Raw genomic sequence first — 21469 nt, forward strand, 5'->3', positions numbered from 1 at the left:
ACCAAGAGCCTGGCCTGGAGCGAGGTCGACCATGACAAGCCGCTTTTTATCAGCTACAGCAAGCAGGTGGCCTTGAAGACAAACCTTAAAATTTTTAACTCTTTTCCTGAATATTTCAAAAAGCAGGTCAAGATGCTGTCTGGCAATACCAGGCGCAAAACCCAGATGATTCTGGTCATGAAAGATGGCAATGTGATAATCGGCAACACTGAGACGATAAAATCCAAGGTTAAGTACTATAACTCGATTAAACAGGATTTGACAACCAACAGTGTCATTGACATGGAAGTCGGTGCCTTCACCCGCCCTTTGACTAGCGCGGAAAAAAAGGCTTATGGCTTGTCTTAATTTTGCATCTTTAAAGAATTATGATATTATCTATATATTGGAATTGGGGGAAGAAAACTTGGATAATTCAACTTTGTTAGTTGGTTTGGACATTGGGACCACAAGCATCAAAGTCGTTGTTGCCGACGCCGCTCATCAAGAGCTGCAGGTTTACGGGGCAGTTGCCGCTCCTACGCGGGGGATGCGGCATGGCAAGATCGTTGATATCGATCAAGTTGCTGAATCTGTCAAAAACGCTATCCAGCAGGTCAGCGAGAAGACCAATAGCAAGATCAACCGGGTAGTGACTGCCTTGCCAGTCAGCATGCTGCAGCTGGAAAGTACAACCGGCCTGGTCAATATTTCTGATTCCGGCAAGGAAGTAGCTAATGAAGACGTCCAGCGGGTCATGTACGCGGCTACCAAGGCTGCCAAGAAAAAGGACCGGCAGGCAGTGGCCTTCTTCCCCAGCCGCTTTTTGATCGACGGGGAAAAGGACGTTGACGACCCGCGGACCATGATTGCCCGCTCCCTTCTCGTCCAGGGGCTGATAATGACGGCGCCGTCAGCGGAGATTCACAATATCAACACGGTCTTAAAGCACGCTGACATCCAGAACAACTTCTTTGTTCCGGCACCGATGGCTGTTTCCAGCGTAGCCCTGGATGAGGCAGAGAGAACCTTCGGTGCAATTCTGCTAGACATGGGCGGCGGCAGCACGACCGCCACGGTCATCCGCGATGGCCAGATCAAGTACGCTACCGTCGACTTGAAGGGGGCGGCCGACATTACCCACGACATTTCCGTGGTTTTGTCAACGACAATGAGCGATGCTGAAGCTTTGAAGCGGGATTATGGCTATGCCGACCCGGACCTGGCTTCAGAAAATGAAAAATTCGCGGTCAAGGCTGTAGGCAAGGACGAAAACAACCTGGTCAGCGAGAAGTATCTCAGTGAGATCATCAATGCCCGTCTGCAGCAGATCCTGCGCCGGGTGGGCCGGGGCCTTTACAACCATGATGCCCTGTCTTTGCCGGCCGGGGTTATTATTACCGGGGGCATCGCTCTTTTGGCCGGGATTGATGACCTGGTAGCGGCTGACTATGACGTTAAGGCCAAGATCTACCAGCCAGCCCAGATTGGCTTGCGCAATCCGGTTTATTCAGTGGCCTACGGGATCGTCAACTATGCCAACAACCTGAGCGATATCGGCTACCTGGCCAACACTGTGATTTATCAAGATTCAGCTCTTGCTTCAAACGAGCGGCCGGCCAGTGCCGGAAATAGTCAAAAAAATCCTAAAAGAGTGACGAAGAAAGCTGAAAATGACACTGAATTAGCTTATAATAAGACTAAGCATGATAGTGAAGTAGACACTGAAACCCGGCATGAAGAAAAGACTAATAATAACGAAAATAAAAACAAGGGCTTAGCTGCATTTCTCAGAAAGTTCTTTGATTAAGGGTGGTAAACGTAGATGGCTTTGGATTTTACTTTTGATTCAGATGACAACAACAACGCAGTTATCAAAGTAATTGGCGTTGGCGGGGCAGGCGGCAATGCCGTCAACCGGATGATTGAAGACGGCGTTCAAGGCGTCTCTTTTATCGCGGCCAACACTGATGTGCAGGCTTTGAACAGCAACAACGCTGAAGTTAAGATTCAGCTGGGGCCGAAACTGACCAGGGGCTTGGGGGCAGGTTCACATCCTGAAACCGGGCAAAAGGCCGCTGAAGAAAGCGAAGAAACGATTGAAGACGCACTTAAGGGTGCTGACATGATTTTCATCACTGCCGGCATGGGCGGTGGTACTGGTACCGGGGCAGCCCCGGTAATCGCCAAAATTGCCCGGGAAACCGGTGCTTTGACGGTTGGGGTGGTTACCCGTCCATTCAGCTTTGAAGGTCCTAAGCGGTCCAAGAACGCCGCTGAGGGGATTGCCAAGCTGAAGGAATACGTTGACACCCTGGTCATCGTTGCCAACAACCGGCTTTTGGAAATCGTTGACAAGAAGACACCGATGATGGAAGCCTTCAAGGAAGCCGACAACGTCCTCAAGCAGGGTGTCCAGGGCATTTCCGACTTGATCACTTCAACTGACTACGTGAACCTGGACTTTGCTGACGTCAAGACGGTCATGGAAAACCAGGGGGCAGCCTTGATGGGGATCGGCCGGGCCAGCGGCGAAAACCGGACAGTGGAAGCAACCAAGATGGCGATTTCCTCACCGCTTTTGGAAGTTTCCATCGACGGGGCCAAGCAGGTCCTCTTGAACATCACTGGCGGTCCGGACTTGACCCTGTTTGAAGCCCAGGATGCTTCAGAAATCGTTTCAACGGCTGCCGGCGAAGATGTCAACATCATCTTCGGTACGGCCATCAACCCTAACCTGGGCGATGAAGTCGTGGTTACGGTGATCGCTACCGGGATTGATGACGAAGCTGAAGCAGCTGCTTCCAAGCAATTGCCAGGCCGCGGCCACCAAGTGAGTGCGCCTAGAGAAAAGCCAGCTGCGCCTAAGATCTTGACTCCGGAAGAAGCCGCTCCAGCTGCTCCAGTCCAAGAAGCGCCAGTTCAAGCTGAAGCAGCTAAGCCGACCAGCCCGGTCAAGGAAGAGAAGCCAGCCATGATGGACCCGATCAGCGTTTGGGGCCTCAACGACGATGACTACTCAAGACGGCAAAACCCGGAAGAACAAAAGCGGCAGGCTGAAGAAAACGAAGCGGCTTCGGATGCTGACCCAAGCAGCGCCATTTCCCAAATTGACATCAACACCGATTACGACGACGATGATGACGACGATATTCCGTTCTTCAAGCACCGCCGGGACCGGTAAAGGAGGCAGAGTAAATGAACAACAAATTTAAGGACTTTTTCGGCTTTGGCGACGACGATTCCTATGAGGAAAGAGACGCCTACGAGGAACATTACGACGAACAAGAAGAAATGCAAAACAGCAACCAGCCAACTAACAGCCGTGACAGCAATGTCGTGTCCATTAAGGCCGGCCAGGCTGGCAGCGGGCCAAGCAAGATCGTCCTCTATGAACCGCGGGTATATTCTGACGCTAAGGAAGTAGCCCAGAACCTGCTCAACCAAAAGGCGATCATCATCAACTTCAGCCGGATGGACGACGCTTCTGCCCGCCGGGTAGTCGACTTCATCACCGGGACGGTTTACGCCCTCAATGGTGAAATCCAGCGCGTCGGCGACAAGATCTTCCTGGCTACTCCGCCGAAGTTTGAAACTGACGGCAAGATCACTGAATTGCTTGATAAGAAAGATACTTTAGGTTAATGCAAACATTTTTGGTTTTTTTGTACCGGCTGCTCTATTTCATCTGTGAAGCTTACAGCCTCTTGATCATTATTGATGCCTTTATGTCTTGGATTCCGGCCATCAGCGAATCAGCGGCCGGCCGCTGGATCGACCGGATCGTCAACCCCTTCGTCAACCTTTTCCGGCAGGGGCCGTTCCTGCGCTTGATCTACGCAACTGGCATCGACATTTCACCAATGATCGCACTGTTTGTGATCTACTTTGTCCAAAGCGTTGCCTTGGGCTGGCTCTTTAACATTTTAGGGAGGATCTTCCTGTGATGGACAAGCGCCAGGCCAGCAGCTTTTACCCACATTTTGCAATTGAAGAAAGACCAACAATTGACCAATTTGTTGGTCTTTTTAATCGCCTCTTGTTTACCGGCCAGGCCTTTTTAACGGACTTCCTGGACCCCCGGCAAAGGCAGATCATGGAGACGATCGCCGGCGGGGAAGCCATCGTGCAGGCTTTTGGCGGCTATGAAGAAGCGGAAAAGTGCCGGCTCTACATCAGCCTGGAATGGGAGAACCTGCGCCCAGATGACTACCAGGTTCAGCTTTTTGAAATTGAATACCCGCAAAAATTTGCCAGTCTCCGCCACAGCCAGATTCTGGGCAGCCTGGCCAATTCCGGGGTAAAAACAGATACTTTTGGCGACATCATCACGGACGGGCAAGGCCGGTGGCAGTTTTTCGCGGAAAAAGAACTGGCTGGCTTTTTTGCCAGTCAAATCGACCGGATGGGGCCAGTCAAGGTCCGCCTAGAAGAGAAGCCCTTAAAAGACCGCCTGGAAGCAGAAGACAATTCCGAGATTATTACCGCTGTAGCTTCCTCCATGCGCCTGGACGTGGTTTTAGCGGCTCTAAGCAATAAGTCCCGCAGCCAGGTTAAAGAGGCCCTGAAGGCCGGCGAGATCCGCTTAAACTGGTATGAAGAAGAAAAAGGTGAAAGCCTGCTGAAAGTTGGCGACATCTTGAGCCTGCGCCGCTTTGGCCGGGTCAAGCTCTTGTCTGTCCAGTCCAGCAAAAAAGGCCGCCTGCGGGTGGAAGGCCAGTTTTGGCCAGCAAAAAGGCAATAAATATTTGACAAAGGGCTGGTTGATGCCTTAAACTCTTTTACTGTAGATAGAAAACTTTTTCATTGTTTTTTTTATCTCTTACATAATTACGATTAATAAATCAGACTGGCAGTCCTGCTTAAAGGCGACTTTAGCGAGTTAATGATGGTGGAAGATTAACACAAGCCGGCGAGCGATCAGCTGCCGATTGGTCTGAGCGGGGGCCGGCACGATAAGCCGGCAGGAGTGGGGCCCTTCGAGGCTCAATTTAGGTGGTACCACGATAGTCTCGTCCTATTCTAGGATGAGGCTTTTTATTTTAGTGAAAGGATTTTTTATATGCGAGTTAGGGATACGCTGAACCTGGGCAAGACCAAGTTCCCAATGCGGGGCAACCTGCCCAAGCGGGAAGCAGAATGGGAAAAGAACTGGGAAGACCAGAAGTTTTATGAAAGACGCTTGAAGCTTAACGAAGGCCATGAAAGATTTGACCTTCACGACGGACCTCCATTTGCCAACGGCAACATTCACATGGGCCACGCCTTGAACAAGATCACCAAGGACATCATCGTCCGGAGCAAGAACATGGAAGGCTACTACGCTCCTTACGTTCCGGGCTGGGATACCCACGGCCTGCCAATTGAGCAGCAATTGACCAAGCAGGGCGTTGACCGCAAGACCATGGACCGGGCTGCTTACCGGGAATTGTGCCGGAAGTTTGCCATGGAGCAGGTTGAAAAGCAGCGGACCGACTTCAAGCGCCTGGGCGTTATGGGCGACTGGGACCACCCTTACATCACCCTTTTGCCGGAATTTGAAGCCGCAGAAATCCGGGTCTTCGGCAAGATGTACGAAAATGGCTACATCTACCAAGGCAAGAAGCCGGTTTACTGGTCCTGGTCCAGTGAATCAACTTTGGCGGAAGCCGAAGTCGAATACCACGACGTTGAATCACCATCAATTTACATTTCTTTCCCGGTCAAGGACGGCAAGGGCAAACTGAGTGAAGAAAACACCTACTTCCTGATCTGGACGACCACTCCATGGACTATTCCTTCCAACCAGGGGATTGCCGTTAACCCGAAGCTTGACTACTCAGTTGTTGAAGTTGGCGACCGCCGCTACGTTGTCGGTACTGACCGCTTGAGCGCCGTAGCCGAAATCTTGGGCTGGGACAGCTACAAGACTGTTCAGCACCTTAAGGGGACGGACATGGAATACATGGTGGCCAAGCACCCTTACATCGAAGGCCGCGACAGCCTTTTGATGGAAGCTGTCTACGTTACTGACGATGATGGTACCGGCCTGGTCCACACCGCTTCCGGCTTTGGTGAAGACGACTACAACACTGCCATGCGCTACGGCTTTGACGTTTTGTCCCCAATGGACAACAAGGGCTGCTTCACTGAAGAAATCCCTGACCCGGACCTGGTGGGCAAGTTCTACACTGACACCAACGAAATCGTCAAGGACAAGCTAGCGGCTGCCGGCAACCTTTTGCACTACAGCACCTTTGTCCACTCCGCCGCTCACGACTGGCGGACCAAGAAGCCGGTAGTCTACCGGGCAACCACGCAATGGTTTGCCTCAATCTCCAAGTTCAGAGACCAGATCCTGGACCAGATTGAAAAGACCACCTTCTACCCGGCCTGGGGCAAGACCCGCCTTTACAACATGATCAAGGACCGGGGCGACTGGGTAATTTCCCGCCAACGTGCCTGGGGCGTGCCTTTGCCAATCTTCTACGCTGAAGACGGCACCGCCATCGTGACGCATGAAACCATCGAACACGTGGCTGACCTCTTTGCCAAGGAAGGCTCCAACGCCTGGTTCACCCACCCGGTTGAAGAACTTTTGCCAGAAGGCTTTACTTCAGAACACTCACCAAATGGCAAGTTCACCAAGGAAACTGACATCCTGGACGTTTGGTTTGACTCAGGGTCATCCTGGAGCGGGGTCCAGGCTCTGGGCAGAGACGTTCACTACCCGACTTCCATGTACCTGGAAGGCAGTGACCAATACCGGGGCTGGTTCAACTCCAGTTTGATCACCAGCGTGGCTACCAACGGGGTAGCTCCTTACAAGTCAGTCCTGTCTCAAGGCTTTACTTTGGACGGGCAAGGGCGGAAGATGTCCAAGTCATTGGGCAACACGATCGCTCCTAACGATGTCATCAAGCAAATGGGGGCCGAAATCATCCGCCTCTGGGTTGCTTCCGTCGACGCTTCCGGCGACGTCGGCGTGTCAATGGACATCCTGCGCCAGGTTTCAGAAGGCTACCGGAAGATCAGAAACACCTTCCGCTACATGCTGGCCAACACGGCTGACTTTGATCCGGAAAAGGACCGGGTGGCTTACAAGGACCTGCGCAAGATCGACCAGTACCTGGAAGTCAAGCTTAACGACTTAGTTGCCGAAAGCATTGTCAACTACGACAAGTATGACTTCGCTGACGTCTACAAGCTGGTCTTCAATTTCATCACCAACGACCTGTCCGCCTTCTACCTGGACTTTGCCAAGGATGTCCTTTACATCGAAGGCAAGGACAGCCACGCCCGCCGGTCAATGCAGACGGTGATCTACGATGCCGCTGTCAAGCTGGCCAAGATCCTGGCACCAATTTTGCCGCACACCATGGGCGAAGTTTGGGGCTACTTGAAGGAAAAGGAAGAAGACGTCTACCTGTCCAACTTCCCTGAAATCGAAGACTACGCTGACGCTGACGACTTGAAGGAAAGCTGGGGCGAATTCATGAAGCTCCGCGACGATGTTTTGAAGGCTCTGGAAGAAGCCCGGGACCAAAAGCTGATCGGGAAGTCCTTCGAAGCCAGCGTAACGGTTTACCCAGGTGAAGCAGCCAAGGCTGCCTTGGACAAGCTGGCTGGGGAAGACTTCCGGGAAATCTTGATCGTGTCTAACCTGGTCATGGGCCAAGGGGAAGTACCGGCTGAAGCCAAGCAATTTGACCAGGCTAGCGTACTTGTCCGCCGGGCCGAAGGCGAAGTCTGCCCACGCTGCCGGATGTACCGGACCGACCTGGGCGCTGACAGCCGTTTGCCGCAACTGTGCGGCCGCTGCGCATCTATCGTGGCCGGCGACCACCCGGAAATACTTGAAGAAGGCCTGGAAGACTAATGCGGACCGGACTTGTAAAACAATTTGCCGAAAAAGCAAGTTTCGGCTTTATCGAAGACGACCAAAATCACAAATCATATTTTGTCTTTTATACTGCCATCAAGGAGGAGGGCTATAAGAGGCTTGAAGTCGGCCAGCGGGTGAGATACCAGCTTGCACAGGGTAAACACGGACTGCAGTGCATCAACGTTTACTTGGCCAAAGACTAAGCAAAGGAATGACATATGGATTTAAAGGAAACTGAAATTTCAACGAAGGAGGCTTTCCACGGCGGCTTCATCAACCTGCATGTTGAAACCGTGATGCTGCCAAACGGGAAAACCGCCTCCAGAGAGCTGGTCGACCACCGTCCTGCTGCCGCGGCCATCTGCATCAACGATGAAAAGAAGATGCTCCTGGTTACGCAATGGCGGGAAGCGATCAAGCAACTGACTCTCGAAATTCCAGCTGGAATGATTGATGCTAGCGACGTGAGTCCCTTGGATGCAATGAAGCGGGAGTTAAATGAAGAAGGCGGCCTAAAAGCCGAATATTGGGAAAAGGTTGCCGAATTCTACACTTCACCAGGATTTTCCAATGAAAAGCTGCACCTTTTCTACTGTGATACGCTCAGCCCAGTGGCTAACAAACTGGACCTGGACGAGGATGAATTTTTGACGGCAGAATGGTACAGCCTTGAAGAGTTAAAGAACCTGTTGACAGAGGGCAAAATTGTCGACGCAAAGACCATTTATGCTATTTCCGTATGGGAAAACATGCTGCTGACCGGTTCAGAAGGTTAGACTATGACAGAAAAACGTTCCGATTACCGCCGCCGCCAGGCAGAGCAAGCAGAAAAGGCAAATAGACAGGAAGCAGCTGATTCAGCTGCTTTTCCTGCTTTTAAGCAGGACCAGGACCAGAAGACCTTAAAGGCAGAAAGGCTGAAAAAAAGGCTGAATTTTGCTATCCTGGTCGTGTGCCTCTTGATCATCCTAGTTTGGGTGATTTTATTGAAATTTTAAACTGAATTGAGGATTACCGATGAAAATTGCAATCGTTGTTCCAATGGCTGAAGAGGCTGAATTTTATCATCAATACTTTTCCTCAGGTAAAAAAGAAATGTTCGGTTCAACGGAATTCGAACATTTTTCCGTTGCCGGCAACGATCTTTACCTGGGCTTGACCGGGATCGGCAAGGTCCAGGCGGCCATGAACCTGACCAGCCTCCTGGCCAAGGAAAAGATCGACCTGGTCATCATGACCGGGTCGGCAGGGTCCTTGCAAAAAGAAGTTCAGCGGATGGACCTGGTTTTACCAAGCGAATTCGCCTACCACGATGCCCACAACACTTCAGCGGGCAACTATGTCGAAGGACAGATCCCGCAGGAACCGGCCCGCTTTAAGCTGGACTGCGCGGAAAGAGACAAGTTCAAGGACTTTTTGGGCAAAAAGGGCGTGGCCTACAAGGAAGGCTTGGTCGTGACCGGGGATTCCTTCATCTCCTCCCAGGCACAAAAAGACGAAATTCTGGGCAATTTCCCAACCGCCCTGTGCGTGGAAATGGAGGGGGCAGCCTTTGCCCAAGTGGCCTACCACTTTAACGTTCCGCTGATCGCCTTGCGGGCCATCTCCGACAATGGGGATGAAGATGCTGACAACGACTTTGCAGCCTTTGTCAGAAAGGTCGGTGCCCAGGCGGCAGAACTGATCGTGGAATACTTAAGGGAGAATGATTTTTAATGAAGCAGGTATATCTTGACAACGCGGCAACCACGCCCATGTCACCGACCGTCATTGACGTGATCACGGATGAAATGGCCAATGACTTCGGCAATGCATCCAGCACCCACACCCTGGGCCGGAAGGCCCGCAACAGCGTGGAAACGGCCCGGCACACCATCGCCCAGGCAATCAATGCCAAAGACCAGGAGATTATTTTTACCTCCGGCGGTTCTGAAAGCAACAATACGGTAATTTTTGGCGTGGCGGAAATGCAAAAAGCAGTTGGCCGGCACTTGATTACGACCAAGATCGAACATGAATCAGTTTTAAAGTCCATGCAGCACCTGGAGGAGCTGGGCTATGAGGTGACCTACCTGGACGTGGACAGAGACGGGCATATTTCCCTTGACCAGCTCCGCGAGGCTATCAGACCAGACACGATTCTGGTCTCAGTCATGGCTGTCAACAACGAAGTCGGCAGCATCAACCCCCTCAAGGATATCGGCCAAATCGTCAAAGACAGCCAGGCCTTCTTCCATGTTGACGCTGTCCAGGGCCTGGGCAACATTGACCTGGACGTGGAAGAAATGGGAATCGACTTTATGTCGACTTCAGCCCACAAGATCAACGGGCCGAAATTCCTGGGCTTCCTGTATGAAAGAGACGGGATCCGTCTGCCAAACCGGATTTACGGCGGCGACCAGGAACTGAAGCGGCGGGCTGGTACGGAAAACGTGCCGGGGATTGCCGGCTTTGGCCAGGCTGTAGCGGAAGTTCAGGCAGAAAGCAAGGCTGACCTGCAGGCCAAATACACTGATTTCCAGAAGATCATCTTGAGCCGGCTGGATGAGAGCGGGGTGGCCTATGAGGTCAACAGCCCCTTGACCGGTTTGGTTTCCCACCATGTCTTGAATCTCCGTTTAAACGGTTTGTCCACTTATGTCCTTTTGGCCAACCTGGACCTGGCTGGCTTCGCTGTTTCAGGCGGGTCGGCCTGCACGGCCGGCAGCCTGACTCCGTCCCACGTTTTGACGGCCATGTTTGGCCAGGATTCACCAAAGGTCAGCGAATCGATCAGGATTTCTTTTGGCCGCTACAACACGGTTGAAGAAGTGGAAGCTTTCGCGGCTGCCCTGGTGAAGGTGGCCCGCAAGCTGCAAGACCGGAAGCGGGAAGACTAAATAGTTGCTTTTTCAAGGGAATGTACTTACAATTAATAAGCGAGGTTTTACTTTATGGCTAATACGGTGATGATCAATGGCGACAAGCGGAAGTTTATGCTTAACCCAGACGTGAAGCTGTATGCGTTGATTGACGCCGGCTTCCAGAAGACCCCCCGGGGCAACTTTGTCTATGAGCACCCGCTTTACAACGAATCGCCTTACAACGCGACGACCAAGCTGAAGATGACCATTAAGAGCGACTTGACCAGCTTGACTATGGTCGTTACGGATCCAAGCGGCCTGAAGAAGGTAAACATTTTTAAAAACAAGCAGCTGGCTCCGACGGTTGAACTTTTGGACTACATCTTGAAGGACCTGGAGGAGCGGAAGATTTTAAGCGAAGTGAAGGATTGATTTAATGGTTGACAATAGCAAGATCAGAGTCGTTGTCGGCATGAGCGGCGGGGTTGACTCCTCAGTTTCGGCCCTTTTGCTCAAGCAGCAGGGCTACGACGTCGTCGGCGTTTTTATGAAGAACTGGGACGACACCAATGATGATGGTGTCTGCACGGCAACTGAAGACTACGAAGACGTCAAAAAGGTAGCCGACAAGATCGGCATCCCTTACTATTCGATCAACTTCGAAAAAGAATACTGGGAGCGGGTCTTCCAGTACTTTTTGAAGGAATACAAGGCTGGGCGCACGCCTAACCCCGACATCATGTGTAACACCGAAATCAAGTTCAAGTCCTTCCTGGAATATGCCCTGGACCTGGACGCGGACTACCTGGCCATGGGCCACTATGCCAAGACCATGGTCGATGAAAACGGGGTAACCCACATGATGCGGCCAAAGGACGGCAACAAGGACCAGACTTACTTCCTGAGTCAATTGACCCAAGAGCAGATCAAGCGGGTCATGTTCCCCCTGCAAGACCTGACCAAGCCGGAAGTGCGGCGGATTGCCGAAGAAGCCGGTCTGGTCAACGCCAAGAAGAAGGACTCAACTGGCATCTGCTTCATTGGGGAAAGAAACTTCAAGCACTTCCTCAGCGAATTCCTGCCAGCCCAAGGCGGGGACATGGTAACCCCAGACGGGAAGGTTGTCGGTCATCATGCCGGTCTCATGTACTATACGATCGGTCAGCGGCAGGGCCTGGGCCTGGGTTCAACCAAGGAGTCAACCGCTCCCTGGTTTGTCGTGGGCAAGGACCTGGAAAAGAACCAGCTGATCGTGGAGCAGGGCTATGACAGCCCCCGCCTTTACGCTGACCGCCTGCAGGCTTCCGGCATGACTTTCTTTACCGGCAACCCTGAGGAGGACACGGAATTCAAGGCAACCGCCAAGTTCCGCTACCGGCAGTGCGATGTTGGCGTTACGGTCAAGTACCACGCAGCCAGCAAGACTGCTGATGTCTACTTTGACGAGCCAGCCCGGGCAGTTACACCGGGCCAGGCTTTGGTTTTATATAATGGCGAGGAATGCCTGGGAGGCGGAAACATTGACGCTGCCTTTAAGGATGACAAAAAGCTGCAATTAGTTTAACGGCAAGGCCAAGTCCCGGCGGACTTGGCCTTGTTCGTGTTTAGCGGGGCCGTCTTTTGCTATAATAAATAGTGATAGTTACGAGAGGCGATAAAAATCATGGAAATATATTTTGTAAGACATGGCAAGACACAGTGGAATCTGGAGCAGCGTTTCCAGGGCGGGCAAGGCGATTCAAAATTATTGCCGGAAAGTTTGGTCGACATTGAGAAGCTGGGACGTTATTTACAAGGGAAGCATTTTAAGGCGGTTTACGCCAGCCCCCTGGACCGGGCGAGAATGACTGCCCAAGGGCTGATTGGCGCGGCCGGGATCCGCCTGCCCTTACACATCGATGAACGTTTGCGGGAAATGAACCTGGGCAAGCTAGAAGGAATGAAGTATGCTGAGGCGGAAAAGCTCTATCCCCAGGAAATCGACAATTTTTGGCATCACCCGGACAAATACGACAATACTGTCGTAGAGGGGGAAAGCTATGAGCATGCCATGGCCAGGGGACTGGATTTCGGCCGGGAAATGGCCGAAAAATACCCCAAAGACAGCGACAAGGTTCTGGTGGTCAGCCACGGGGCAGTTCTATCAGCCATCATGGGGGCGCTTTTAGGCTATGACCTGGCCAATCTCAGACAAAACGGGGTTATCTACAATACCAGCGTTTCAGTCTTGGCAAGCCAGGAAAAGGGCCCTGCCTTCAAGCTGGTCAAGTGGTCAGACGTTACTCCTTTAGAGCACAAGATGTCAGAAACGGATGGTTTGTAATGGATCAGAAGATCAATCAGCTTTATGAAGAAGGAAAAGTCGACCAGGCGATTCATGCCTTGATTGAGAAAATCGACCATAATCCCCGGGAAACTGCCAACTACCTGCAGCTGGCCACTTACCTCCTGGACCAGGGCAGCGCTGAGCAAGCCCGGGAGCTATTGACCAAGGCCCGGGGGATCGCGGAAGATCCCCAGGCATTGGTCTATGACCTGGCGGTTTGTGACTACGCCCTGGGCGACTTTGATCAGGCCCTGGCCCGCTTGGCCCAGATTCCGGATGATGACATGACCATGTACCAAAAGGCCCTGGTCTACCTCAAGCTGGGCCAGAGCCAGAAGGCCCTGGCTTATGCCCTGTCGATCAAAGAAAGTGACAACCGGGTAAAAGAGCTCATCGGGGACATCTGGCTGGCTTTAGGAGAGCTGGAAGCAGCCCGGGCCAGCTACCTGGAAATTGCTGAAGGGCAGAGAAGCAGCAAGCTGAACTTTTTGCTGGGCCTCACTTATTTCAGCCAGGACCGGGAGCAGGCGGAAGAATTTTTTGCCAAGTCCAAAAAGCAGGATCCCAAATATTACCAAAAAGCCAAAGACCAGTATGAGTCCCTGCTGAAGCTGCTGAGCCAGGGAAAGGCAGGGGCTGGGAAAGAATAATAAGGAGCGGGAAATGACCGAGTTTAGCGGTGAAGTAAAGAGCGTTATTTATGAAAACGCGCAAAACATGTACAAGATCTTGCTGGTCGCCGTAAGTCAGCCTCTGGCCGGCTATGACGATGATGAAATCAAGGTGACGGGGACCTTCGGGGACCTGGAGCTTGGCCAGGAATACAACTTTACCGGTGACTTGATCACCCACCCCAAGTACGGCTTGCAGTTTCAAGCGACTGGCTGCCAACCGGCCCTGCCGAAAGAGACTGGCGGGGTGGTCAAGTACCTGTCTTCTGACAAGTTCCCTGGCATCGGGCCCAAGACGGCGGAAAAAATCGTTGACCAGCTGGGCGGCGGGGGCTTAAAGAGCTTGCAGGCTGATCCAGCCTTGATCGCCAAGCTGGATCTTTCCCAAAAGCAAAAAGACAGCCTCTTGTCCGGCCTGGCCCAGATGGATTCCTTTGACGACCTGGCTATGACTTTGGCCAGTTACGGGATTCCCCGCAAAGTGTCCGGCCGCCTTTACCAGAAGTACCATGACCAGACCTTGAAAAAGCTGCAGGCCGATCCCTACCTGCCTTTAGGCGAAGTGACCGGCTATTCCTTCAAGCAGGCCGACCACTTGGGAATTGGCTTTGGAATTGCCCTTGACAGTCTGGAGCGGGCTGATGGCAGTATCCTGGCGATTTTGCTCCAGGCCTTGACCATGGAGGGGGAAACCTACCTGGAACTGGAAGAACTTTTGCCAGCCGCCAAGGAACTGACAAATATAAATTTTGACCGCCTGGCAGAAGCAGTTAACGACCTGCAGGCCAAGAAGAAGGTCGTCGTGGAAAAAGGCCGGGCCAGCCTGCTGGCCCCATTTCAAGTGGAAAGCGAGATCGTGACCGACCTGGAAGATCTTTTAGCCAAGGGCAAGGAAGCTGACTACCGGGAAAAGGACTTGGACCAGGCCATCAGGCGGGCCGAAAGGAAGCTAGGGATCAGCTATGACCCTGAGCAAAAGCAGGCCATCAAAAACGCGGTAACCAGTCCGGTCTCCATCCTGACTGGGGGACCCGGGAGCGGGAAGACGACCATCATTGACGGGATCTTGCTGGTCTTAAAGGACCTGGTCGACATGGACGAAGAAGAAGCTGAAGAAGCGATTCTCCTGGCCGCGCCAACCGGTCGGGCAGCCAAGCGGATGGGGGAAGTCACCGGCTATCCGGCCAAGACCATCCACCGCCTCTTGGGCCTGGGGATCGACAACAGCGAGGAAATGGAGCTGAATGATTTGGAAGGGGAGATCTTGATCGTCGACGAAATGTCCATGATCGACATCTACCTCTTTGAAAAGCTGCTCAGCGCCATCAGCAATGTTCACCACCTGGTCTTTGTCGGTGACAAGGACCAATTGCCATCCGTCGGGGCGGGGAAGGTTTTCGCTGACTTGATCGAGGCGGACTTCATTCCGACCTGCCAGTTGCAGGTGGTCCACCGGCAAAAGGACGATTCAACGATCATTCCCCTGGCCCACGCGGTCAACGAAGGAGCCAACCCGGCTGTTCTCTTGCAAAAGACGGCCAGCTACTCCTTTATTCCTTGCCAGCCCCATGCCGTGCCTAGCGCCGTCGAGCAAATCACCCAGGCAGCCTTAAAGAGTGGCTTTGCGGCTGACGACATCCAGGTTCTGGGGGCTATGTACCGGGGCGACGGGGGGATCAACAGTTTGAATGACACCCTCCAGCGGGTGATCAACCCGGAAAAGGGCAATGATAAAGCAGTTGAGGCCCATGGTGAGAACTTCCGCCTGCATGACCGGGTCCTGCAGCTGCAAAATGACCCGGAGCGGGGGATCTACAACGGCGAGATTGGAAAGGTCGTGGCCGTTGACCCGGAAATGCTGGAAGACGAGGATGACGAAGTCAAGCTTTTGGTCAATTTTGACGGCAAAGAAGTGGCTTACACGCAGGCAGACTTGAATAACCTGACCAGGGCCTATGCCATCACCATCCACAAGTCCCAGGGGTCAGAATTTCCTTTGGTCATTCTCTGCTTAACCATGCAGAACTATATCATGCTCAAGCGCAATCTTTTGTATACGGCCATCACCCGGGCTTCTCAGAAGCTGGTCATGGTCGGAGAAGAGCAGGCTTTTGCCCAGGCCATGCGGGTCAAGGGCAATGAGCGGCGGACCAACCTGGTCTGGCTCTTGAAGGACCGCTTTAAGCCAGAAGAACAAAGTAAGCAAGAGAGTAGTGACTCTACAGAGAATACTCTGGATAAAGAAGAAAAAGCCGAAGACTACATCTTGACCGGGGCCCGGATCAGCCGGGCGGAGATTTCCCCCATGGTTGGCATGGAGGACCTGGTTCAGGGATGCAAGAATCTGGCGGAAATCGTCCGGATCAAGGGGCCAGGAGCCTAACTTAATAAAGTTTTTGACAGAAAGCCCACTTAGCTTGGTCTTTCTTTTTCACCCCAAAAATAAGAAAGTTACTTTTTGTAAGTAAAGTGCTGACAAAAGGAAGGCAATGGGGTATACCAAAAGTAACTTACAAAAAAGTTAGTTAATCTTTGAGAAAGTTTGGTAAAAAATGACAGAAAAAGAAACAAAGAAGACAGTCAAAAACATCATCATCGGTTTTGGCAAGGGGGGCAAGACCCTGGCCAAGTTCCTGGGCCAACACGGCTGATCTTAATTTGCCAGCAGCCGGGATTGAAACTGACGACCGGGGCAATATCAAGGTTGATGACCGCTTAAGAACAAGTGCTGACTAGGTCTGGGCCCTGGGCTACTACCAGCTCTTCAAGCTGCCAGTTGCCGCCATTCCCAAGGCCAAAGTCGCCAAGGACAGCCGGGGCTTGTTCAAAGCCCTGGTTGACCCGGCAAGCGGGCAGATCCTGGGGGCCAGCCTGTATGGCCTGGAATCCCATGAACTGATCAACCAGATCGCCCTGGCCATGAAGGCCAAGCTGCCTTACAGCTTCCTGTGTGACCAGATCTACACCCACCCGACCATGAGCGAGGCCTTTAATGACCTCCTCAAGCAATAAAAAAGAACTCCGGAAGGAGTTCTTTTTTGCTATCAAGCTTTATTTCTTTTCGACCAGCATTGGCAGAATCATTGGCCGTCTTTCAGTCCGGGAGTATAGGAAGTCCTGCAGGTTCTCGATGATCGCCTTGCGGATTTCGCTGTCCTTAGGCTTGTCGCTCTTGGCCATTTCCGTCTTCAAGACATGGTAGACGTGCTTCTGGGCCGCGTTGATCAAGTCCTGGGATTCACGCATGTAGACAAAGCCCCGGCTGAGGATGTCAGGGCCTGCCAAAACCAGCTTGTGCTTGTAGTCAACCGTGGCTACGACTACTACCAGCCCTTCTTCAGACAGGATCTGCCGGTCGCGGACCACGATGTTGCCGACATCAGCAGCACCGGAAGTGTCGACGAAGACGTCCTTGACGTGGATGTCGCCGGCGATTCTGGCCCCTTCAGAGCTGAAGCAGACCACTTCACCGTTCTTCAAGACGAAGGTGTTCTCTGCCGGCACGCCTGCTTGCTGGGCCAGGTGGGTGTGGACAACCTGCATCCGGTATTCACCGTGCACCGGGATCATGTACTTCGGCTTGGCCAGTTCGACCATCAGCTTCAGTTCTTCCTGGCCGCCGTGGCCGGAAGTGTGGACATTGTTGACCCGGCCGTGGACCACGTTGGCCCCGCCTTCCATCAGCTTGTTGATCAGCTGGTTAACGCTCAGGGTGTTGCCTGGAATCGGGTTGGAAGAGAAGATCACAGTGTCATGCGGCTTCAACTTGATCTGCCGGTGGGTGCCGTTGGCAATCCGGGAGAGGGCAGCCAGGGGTTCACCCTGGGAACCGGTACAGAGGAGCATGACCTTTTCCGGCGGCAGGGAGTTGATTGCTTCAGCATCGACAATCAAGCCTTCCGGCACGTCCAGATAGCCCAGGTCGATCCCGTTTTGGATCCCGTTCTCCATGCTCCGGCCAAAAATCGCCACCTTGCGGCCGGTGTCGATAGCGGCTTGAATGGCGGTTGACACCCGGTAAAGGTTGGAAGCGAAAGTGGCAAAGATGATCCGGCCTTCAATGCCGGTGATGATGTTGTGCAAAGAGCTGGCAACGAAGCGTTCAGACTTGGTAAACTGCGGCACTTCGGCGTTGGTTGAGTCACTCAAGAGGGCCAAAACGCCTTCTTCGCCTAGCTGGGCCATTCTCTGGAAGTTAGGGGCCGGCTGGTTCATGACTGGGGTCAAGTCGAACTTAAAGTCGCCAGTAAAGACAACCGCGCCCAGCGGAGTGTGGACGGCAATCCCCAAAGTGTCGGGGATTGAGTGGGTGGTTCTGAAGAAGGTCACCTTCAGCTTGTCAAAAGTCAAAACCGTGTCTTCGTGCTCTTCATGCAGCTCGGTCCGGTCCAGGATCCCGTGTTCTTCACACTTGCTCTTGATCAAGGCCAGGGCAAAAGGCGTGGCGTAGACTGGAATTTCCGGAATCTTTTCCAGCAGGAAGGGAATCCCGCCGATGTGGTCTTCGTGGCCGTGGCTGACAACCAGGGCCTTGATCTTCTCCCGGTTCTTGACCAGGTAAGAGTAGTCGGAGATAACATAGTTGATCCCCAGTAGATCATCTTCCGGGAACTTGATGCCGCAGTCCATGATGACGATTTCGTCTTGGTACTGGACACAGTACATGTTACGGCCGATTTCGTGTAATCCCCCGATCGCGAAAACGGCTACTTCGTTTTGCTTAATCTTCACTGTTAGTTTGGCCAAAGGCAGTCAGCTTGAAGTCAGCGTGTTCTTGTTCGTACTTCAAGGAGTTGCCGGTTAATTCTTGGATGAGCTCGATGTTGTAGGGGGTGTTTTGTTCAACGAGGGCTCTGGCTTGGACAATGTTGTCGGCTTCCATGTAGAGAGTCTGGGTCGTTTCTCTGCGTGGGTTAACGATCTTGTCCTTTTGATATAAAACTTTGTAGATCATAAAAAATCTCCTTATTGTTTAATTGTAATTTGATCTCTGTTTGAGAAATTTTGCCAAAAATACTCAATAGCCAATCAAAGTTTAGCATAATTAGAAAAGCAAGTATAGAAACATACTTGATCTAAGGAGGCAAAAAAGCCCAAGCCAAGACGAAGCGGGCTGGCTTGGACTATTGAGCCTAGTAGATGACGATGGTGTCTTCATCCAGGGCAAATGGGTTTTCCTTGTTGATCCGGTCGTAGAAGAGGTGTCCGTTCAAGTGGTCGATTTCGTGGCCGGAGACTATGGCCGGGTAGCCCTTGAGGCGGATGGTCTTTTCCTCGCCGTCAACGGTCCAGTAGTGAACCGTAACCTTGTTTGGCCGCGGAACGTAGCCGTCGATGACCTTGTCAACGCTCAGGCAGCCTTCGCCTTCGGCCAGGCAGGTCTTGCGGACGGATTCAGAGATGATTTCCGGGTTAACGTAAACTTCCTTAAAGATGATTTCACCCTTGTCGTCTGGCACAAGCAGGGCAGCCATAGACACGCCCTCACCAACCTGCGGGGCAGCCAGACCGACCCCGGCCCGGAGCTGGTGCTTGGCGGCAATCTTTGGATCTTGTGAGTTTACCAGGTATTCCATCATGTCATCGGCCAGCTTGCGGTAGTGGTCTGACAAGGGAAAAGTCAATTTTTGCGCAACTTGCCGCAAAACGGGATTCCCATCGCGGACAATATCTTTCATTAAAATCAATGTGGGTTCTCCTTTTAAAATAATCGCTAATATATTTTTACCACAAAAAGGCCTGCTATGGTTAAACATTCTCTGAAAAGCTTATGTAAACTAAAGCAAATTTGTTGACCAGGCTCAAGAGTAGTTGTACAATAAATGATTGTAAAAAATATAAACATTACTTCGGCCAGCCTGCTATCTAAGGCTAAAGGGAACTGTGCTTTTGTCACAGTTCTTTTTATGAGGAACGGGGAGGAAACATTTTTGGCAGATCAAAAGAGAAGAGAAAACATCAGAAACATCGCGATCATCGCGCACGTCGACCACGGTAAGACTACCCTGGTTAACCAGCTGCTTAAGCAGTCAGACACTTTACCAGAACACATGAACCTGGAAGACCGGGCAATGGACTCCAACGCCATTGAACGTGAACGTGGGATCACGATTCTGTCAAAGAACACCGCGGTCAGCTACAAGGGCACGACCATCAACATCCTAGACACCCCAGGCCACGCCGACTTCGGTGGGGAAGTTGAACGGATCATGCACATGGTTGACGGTGTCCTGCTTCTGGTCGACGCTTACGAAGGCCCAATGCCGCAAACCCGCTTTGTTTTGCAAAAGGCCCTGGAAGCCGGCGTTAAGCCAGTTGTTGTCGTGAACAAGATCGACCGTCCCGGTTCCCGTCCAGCTGAAGTTCTGGATGAAGTTTTGGAACTCTTCATCGAACTTGGCGCCAACGACGAACAGCTTGAATTCCCAGTTGTTTACGCTTCTGCCTTGAATGGTACTTCCAGCTACTCAGACGACCCGGCTGACCAGGAAGAAACCATGGACCCGGTCTTCGACACGGTCATCAAGGCCATTCCGGCTCCGCTTGACAACGAAGACGAACCTTTGCAGTTCCAAATTACCATGCTTGATTGGGACGACTACGTTGGCCGGATCGGCGTCGGCCGCGTTTACCGAGGCAAGATCAAGGTCGGCGACGAAGTTACTGTCATGAAGCTTGACGGCTCCAAGCAAAACTTCCGCGTGACCAAGCTTTTTGGTTACTTCGGTTTGAAGAGAAACGAAATCAAGGAAGCCAAGGCAGGCGACATTATCGCCATCAGTGGGATCAACGACATCTTCGTCGGTGAAACCATTGCTTCCAAGGAAAAACCAGAAGCCTTGCCAATTCTGCGGATTGACCCGCCGACTCTGCAAATGGACTTCGTGGCCAACGACTCACCATTTGCTGGCCGGGAAGGCAGCCAGGTTACTCCAGCCAAGCTGGAAGAACGGCTTTTGCGGCAAACCCGGACTGACGTTTCCCTGAAGGTTGAACCAACTGACCAATTGAACGCCTGGACTGTTTCAGGCCGTGGGGAACTGCACTTGTCCATCCTGGTTGAAGAAATGCGCCGGGAAGGCTTCGAACTGCAACTGTCCCGGCCAAAGGTTATCTACCGGGAAGTTGACGGGCAAATGTGCGAACCATATGAAGCTGTCCAAGTTGACGTGCCGGACGAATATGTCGGCTCAGTTATCGACGGCTTGTCCCAACGCAAGGGTGAAATGCAGAACATGGTTTCCAAGGGCAACGGCCAGACCCGGTTGGAATTCTCAGTTCCTTCCCGTGGCTTGATCGGCTACAACAACGAATTCATGTCCGCAACTGGTGGTTACGGGATCATGAACCACACTTTCAGCGAATACAAGCCAGTCGTTAAGAACTGGAACCCAGGCCGGCGCAACGGTGCTTTGGTTTCCATCAACCAGGGGCAGTCAACTACTTACTCCCTGCAGTCAGTTGAACAACGCGGCCAGCTCTTCATCGGTGCCGGCGTGCAAGTTTACGAAGGGATGATCGTTGGTGTATCTTCCCGTGACCGTGACATCGCTGTGAACGTAACCAAGGGCAAGAACCTAACCAACACCCGTGCTTCCGGTAAGGACCACGCTGCGGCCATCAGAACGCCAAAGACTTTGACTTTGGAAGAATCAATCGAATTCTTGAACGATGACGAATACTGTGAAGTAACTCCAGAAAGCCTGCGCCTGCGGAAGAAGATCTTGAACACTTCAGAACGGCAAAAGTTTGACAAGAAGAAGGCCAAGACCAACTAATTGTTAGT

21 protein-coding genes and 1 pseudogene are annotated in these 21469 nt (G+C 52.3%); 19 read left to right on the top strand and 3 right to left on the bottom strand.

Annotation, left to right across the window (positions count from 1 at the left end; genetic code table 11):
• The 18 genes and pseudogenes from FD23_RS10090 to FD23_RS09075 form a co-directional block, all read left to right on the top strand.
• Positions 1-348 (top strand): cell division protein FtsQ/DivIB (locus FD23_RS10090; protein ID WP_236743855.1); only part of this gene is annotated, 348 nt, incomplete at its 5' end.
• Between the two features lie 58 nt (positions 349-406).
• Complete coding sequence (gene ftsA, locus FD23_RS00910; protein ID WP_025895132.1) at positions 407-1789, top strand: cell division protein FtsA; 1383 nt, start codon at positions 407-409, stop codon at positions 1787-1789.
• A gap of 15 nt (positions 1790-1804) precedes the next feature.
• Positions 1805-3163: a cell division protein FtsZ gene (gene ftsZ / locus FD23_RS00915; RefSeq protein WP_196332313.1), complete on the top strand. Its 1359-nt coding sequence runs from the start codon at positions 1805-1807 to the stop codon at positions 3161-3163.
• A 14-nt stretch (positions 3164-3177) separates the two neighbouring features.
• Entirely contained in the window at positions 3178-3624 is a 447-nt protein-coding gene (locus tag FD23_RS00920; protein ID WP_025895130.1) for a cell division protein SepF, read from the top strand.
• Positions 3624-3926 carry a YggT family protein gene (locus tag FD23_RS00925; protein WP_025895129.1) on the top strand — a complete coding sequence of 101 codons (303 nt, stop codon included), beginning with the start codon at positions 3624-3626 and terminating at the stop codon, positions 3924-3926. The genes FD23_RS00920 and FD23_RS00925 overlap by 1 nt, the downstream gene beginning before the upstream one ends.
• Positions 3926-4723: a YlmH family RNA-binding protein gene (locus tag FD23_RS00930; protein ID WP_025895128.1), complete on the top strand. Its 798-nt coding sequence runs from the start codon at positions 3926-3928 to the stop codon at positions 4721-4723. The genes FD23_RS00925 and FD23_RS00930 overlap by 1 nt, the downstream gene beginning before the upstream one ends.
• Before the next feature lie 318 nt (positions 4724-5041).
• Entirely contained in the window at positions 5042-7837 is a 2796-nt protein-coding gene (gene ileS, locus FD23_RS00935) for an isoleucine--tRNA ligase (protein WP_052933612.1), read from the top strand.
• Positions 7837-8046 (top strand): cold-shock protein, encoded by a 210-nt coding sequence (locus tag FD23_RS00940; RefSeq protein WP_003619187.1) that lies wholly within the window; start codon positions 7837-7839, stop codon positions 8044-8046. The genes ileS and FD23_RS00940 overlap by 1 nt, the downstream gene beginning before the upstream one ends.
• A 15-nt stretch (positions 8047-8061) precedes the next feature.
• Positions 8062-8619, top strand: coding sequence for an NUDIX hydrolase (locus FD23_RS00945; protein WP_002879120.1), 558 nt, complete (start codon positions 8062-8064; stop codon positions 8617-8619).
• 3 nt (positions 8620-8622) lie between these two features.
• Entirely contained in the window at positions 8623-8841 is a 219-nt protein-coding gene (locus FD23_RS00950; protein ID WP_003617478.1) for a hypothetical protein, read from the top strand.
• Positions 8842-8860: 19 nt separating this feature from the next.
• Entirely contained in the window at positions 8861-9559 is a 699-nt protein-coding gene (locus FD23_RS00955) for a 5'-methylthioadenosine/adenosylhomocysteine nucleosidase (protein ID WP_003617480.1), read from the top strand.
• The gene (locus tag FD23_RS00960) at positions 9559-10722 is read left to right on the top strand and encodes a cysteine desulfurase family protein (RefSeq protein ID WP_002879115.1); all 1164 of its coding nucleotides are present in this window, start codon (positions 9559-9561) and stop codon (positions 10720-10722) included. Before FD23_RS00955 ends, FD23_RS00960 begins: the two co-directional genes overlap by 1 nt.
• A 54-nt stretch (positions 10723-10776) precedes the next feature.
• Positions 10777-11118, top strand: a complete 342-nt coding sequence (locus tag FD23_RS00965; protein ID WP_003617482.1) for a DUF1831 domain-containing protein — start codon at positions 10777-10779, stop codon at positions 11116-11118.
• A 4-nt stretch (positions 11119-11122) separates the two neighbouring features.
• Positions 11123-12250, top strand: coding sequence for a tRNA 2-thiouridine(34) synthase MnmA (gene mnmA / locus FD23_RS00970; RefSeq protein WP_003617483.1), 1128 nt, complete (start codon positions 11123-11125; stop codon positions 12248-12250).
• Positions 12251-12349: 99 nt separating this feature from the next.
• Entirely contained in the window at positions 12350-13009 is a 660-nt protein-coding gene (locus tag FD23_RS00975) for a histidine phosphatase family protein (RefSeq protein WP_025895121.1), read from the top strand.
• Positions 13009-13662, top strand: a complete 654-nt coding sequence (locus tag FD23_RS00980) for a tetratricopeptide repeat protein (RefSeq protein ID WP_025895120.1) — start codon at positions 13009-13011, stop codon at positions 13660-13662. The genes FD23_RS00975 and FD23_RS00980 overlap by 1 nt, the downstream gene beginning before the upstream one ends.
• A 13-nt stretch (positions 13663-13675) precedes the next feature.
• On the top strand, positions 13676-16066 hold the full coding sequence (gene recD2, locus FD23_RS00985; RefSeq protein ID WP_025895118.1) for an SF1B family DNA helicase RecD2: 2391 nt from the start codon (positions 13676-13678) through the stop codon (positions 16064-16066).
• 254 nt (positions 16067-16320) lie between these two features.
• A pseudogene (locus FD23_RS09075) lies at positions 16321-16695 on the top strand (pyridine nucleotide-disulfide oxidoreductase); the annotation flags it as partial.
• 39 nt (positions 16696-16734) lie between these two features.
• Here the strand turns inward: FD23_RS09075 and rnjA are convergent.
• The 3 genes from rnjA to def all read right to left on the bottom strand — a co-directional run bounded on the left by rnjA (position 16735) and on the right by def (position 19370).
• A complete protein-coding gene (gene rnjA, locus FD23_RS00995; protein ID WP_025895115.1) occupies positions 16735-18414 on the bottom strand; it encodes a ribonuclease J1 in 1680 nt (559 codons plus the stop codon).
• Positions 18404-18637, bottom strand: a complete 234-nt coding sequence (locus tag FD23_RS01000) for a DNA-dependent RNA polymerase subunit epsilon (protein ID WP_002879098.1) — start codon at positions 18635-18637, stop codon at positions 18404-18406. Before FD23_RS01000 ends, rnjA begins: the two co-directional genes overlap by 11 nt.
• Positions 18638-18815: 178 nt before the next feature.
• Positions 18816-19370, bottom strand: a complete 555-nt coding sequence (gene def / locus FD23_RS01005; protein WP_025895112.1) for a peptide deformylase — start codon at positions 19368-19370, stop codon at positions 18816-18818.
• Between the two features lie 219 nt (positions 19371-19589).
• On the opposite strand from def, the gene typA reads away from it, so the two are divergent.
• Positions 19590-21461, top strand: coding sequence for a translational GTPase TypA (gene typA, locus FD23_RS01010; protein WP_003617497.1), 1872 nt, complete (start codon positions 19590-19592; stop codon positions 21459-21461).
• Positions 21462-21469: the final 8 nt, after the last annotated feature.

The sequence above is a fragment of the Lactobacillus delbrueckii subsp. delbrueckii DSM 20074 = JCM 1012 genome, from assembly GCF_001433875.1.
Taxonomy (GTDB): domain Bacteria; phylum Bacillota; class Bacilli; order Lactobacillales; family Lactobacillaceae; genus Lactobacillus; species Lactobacillus delbrueckii.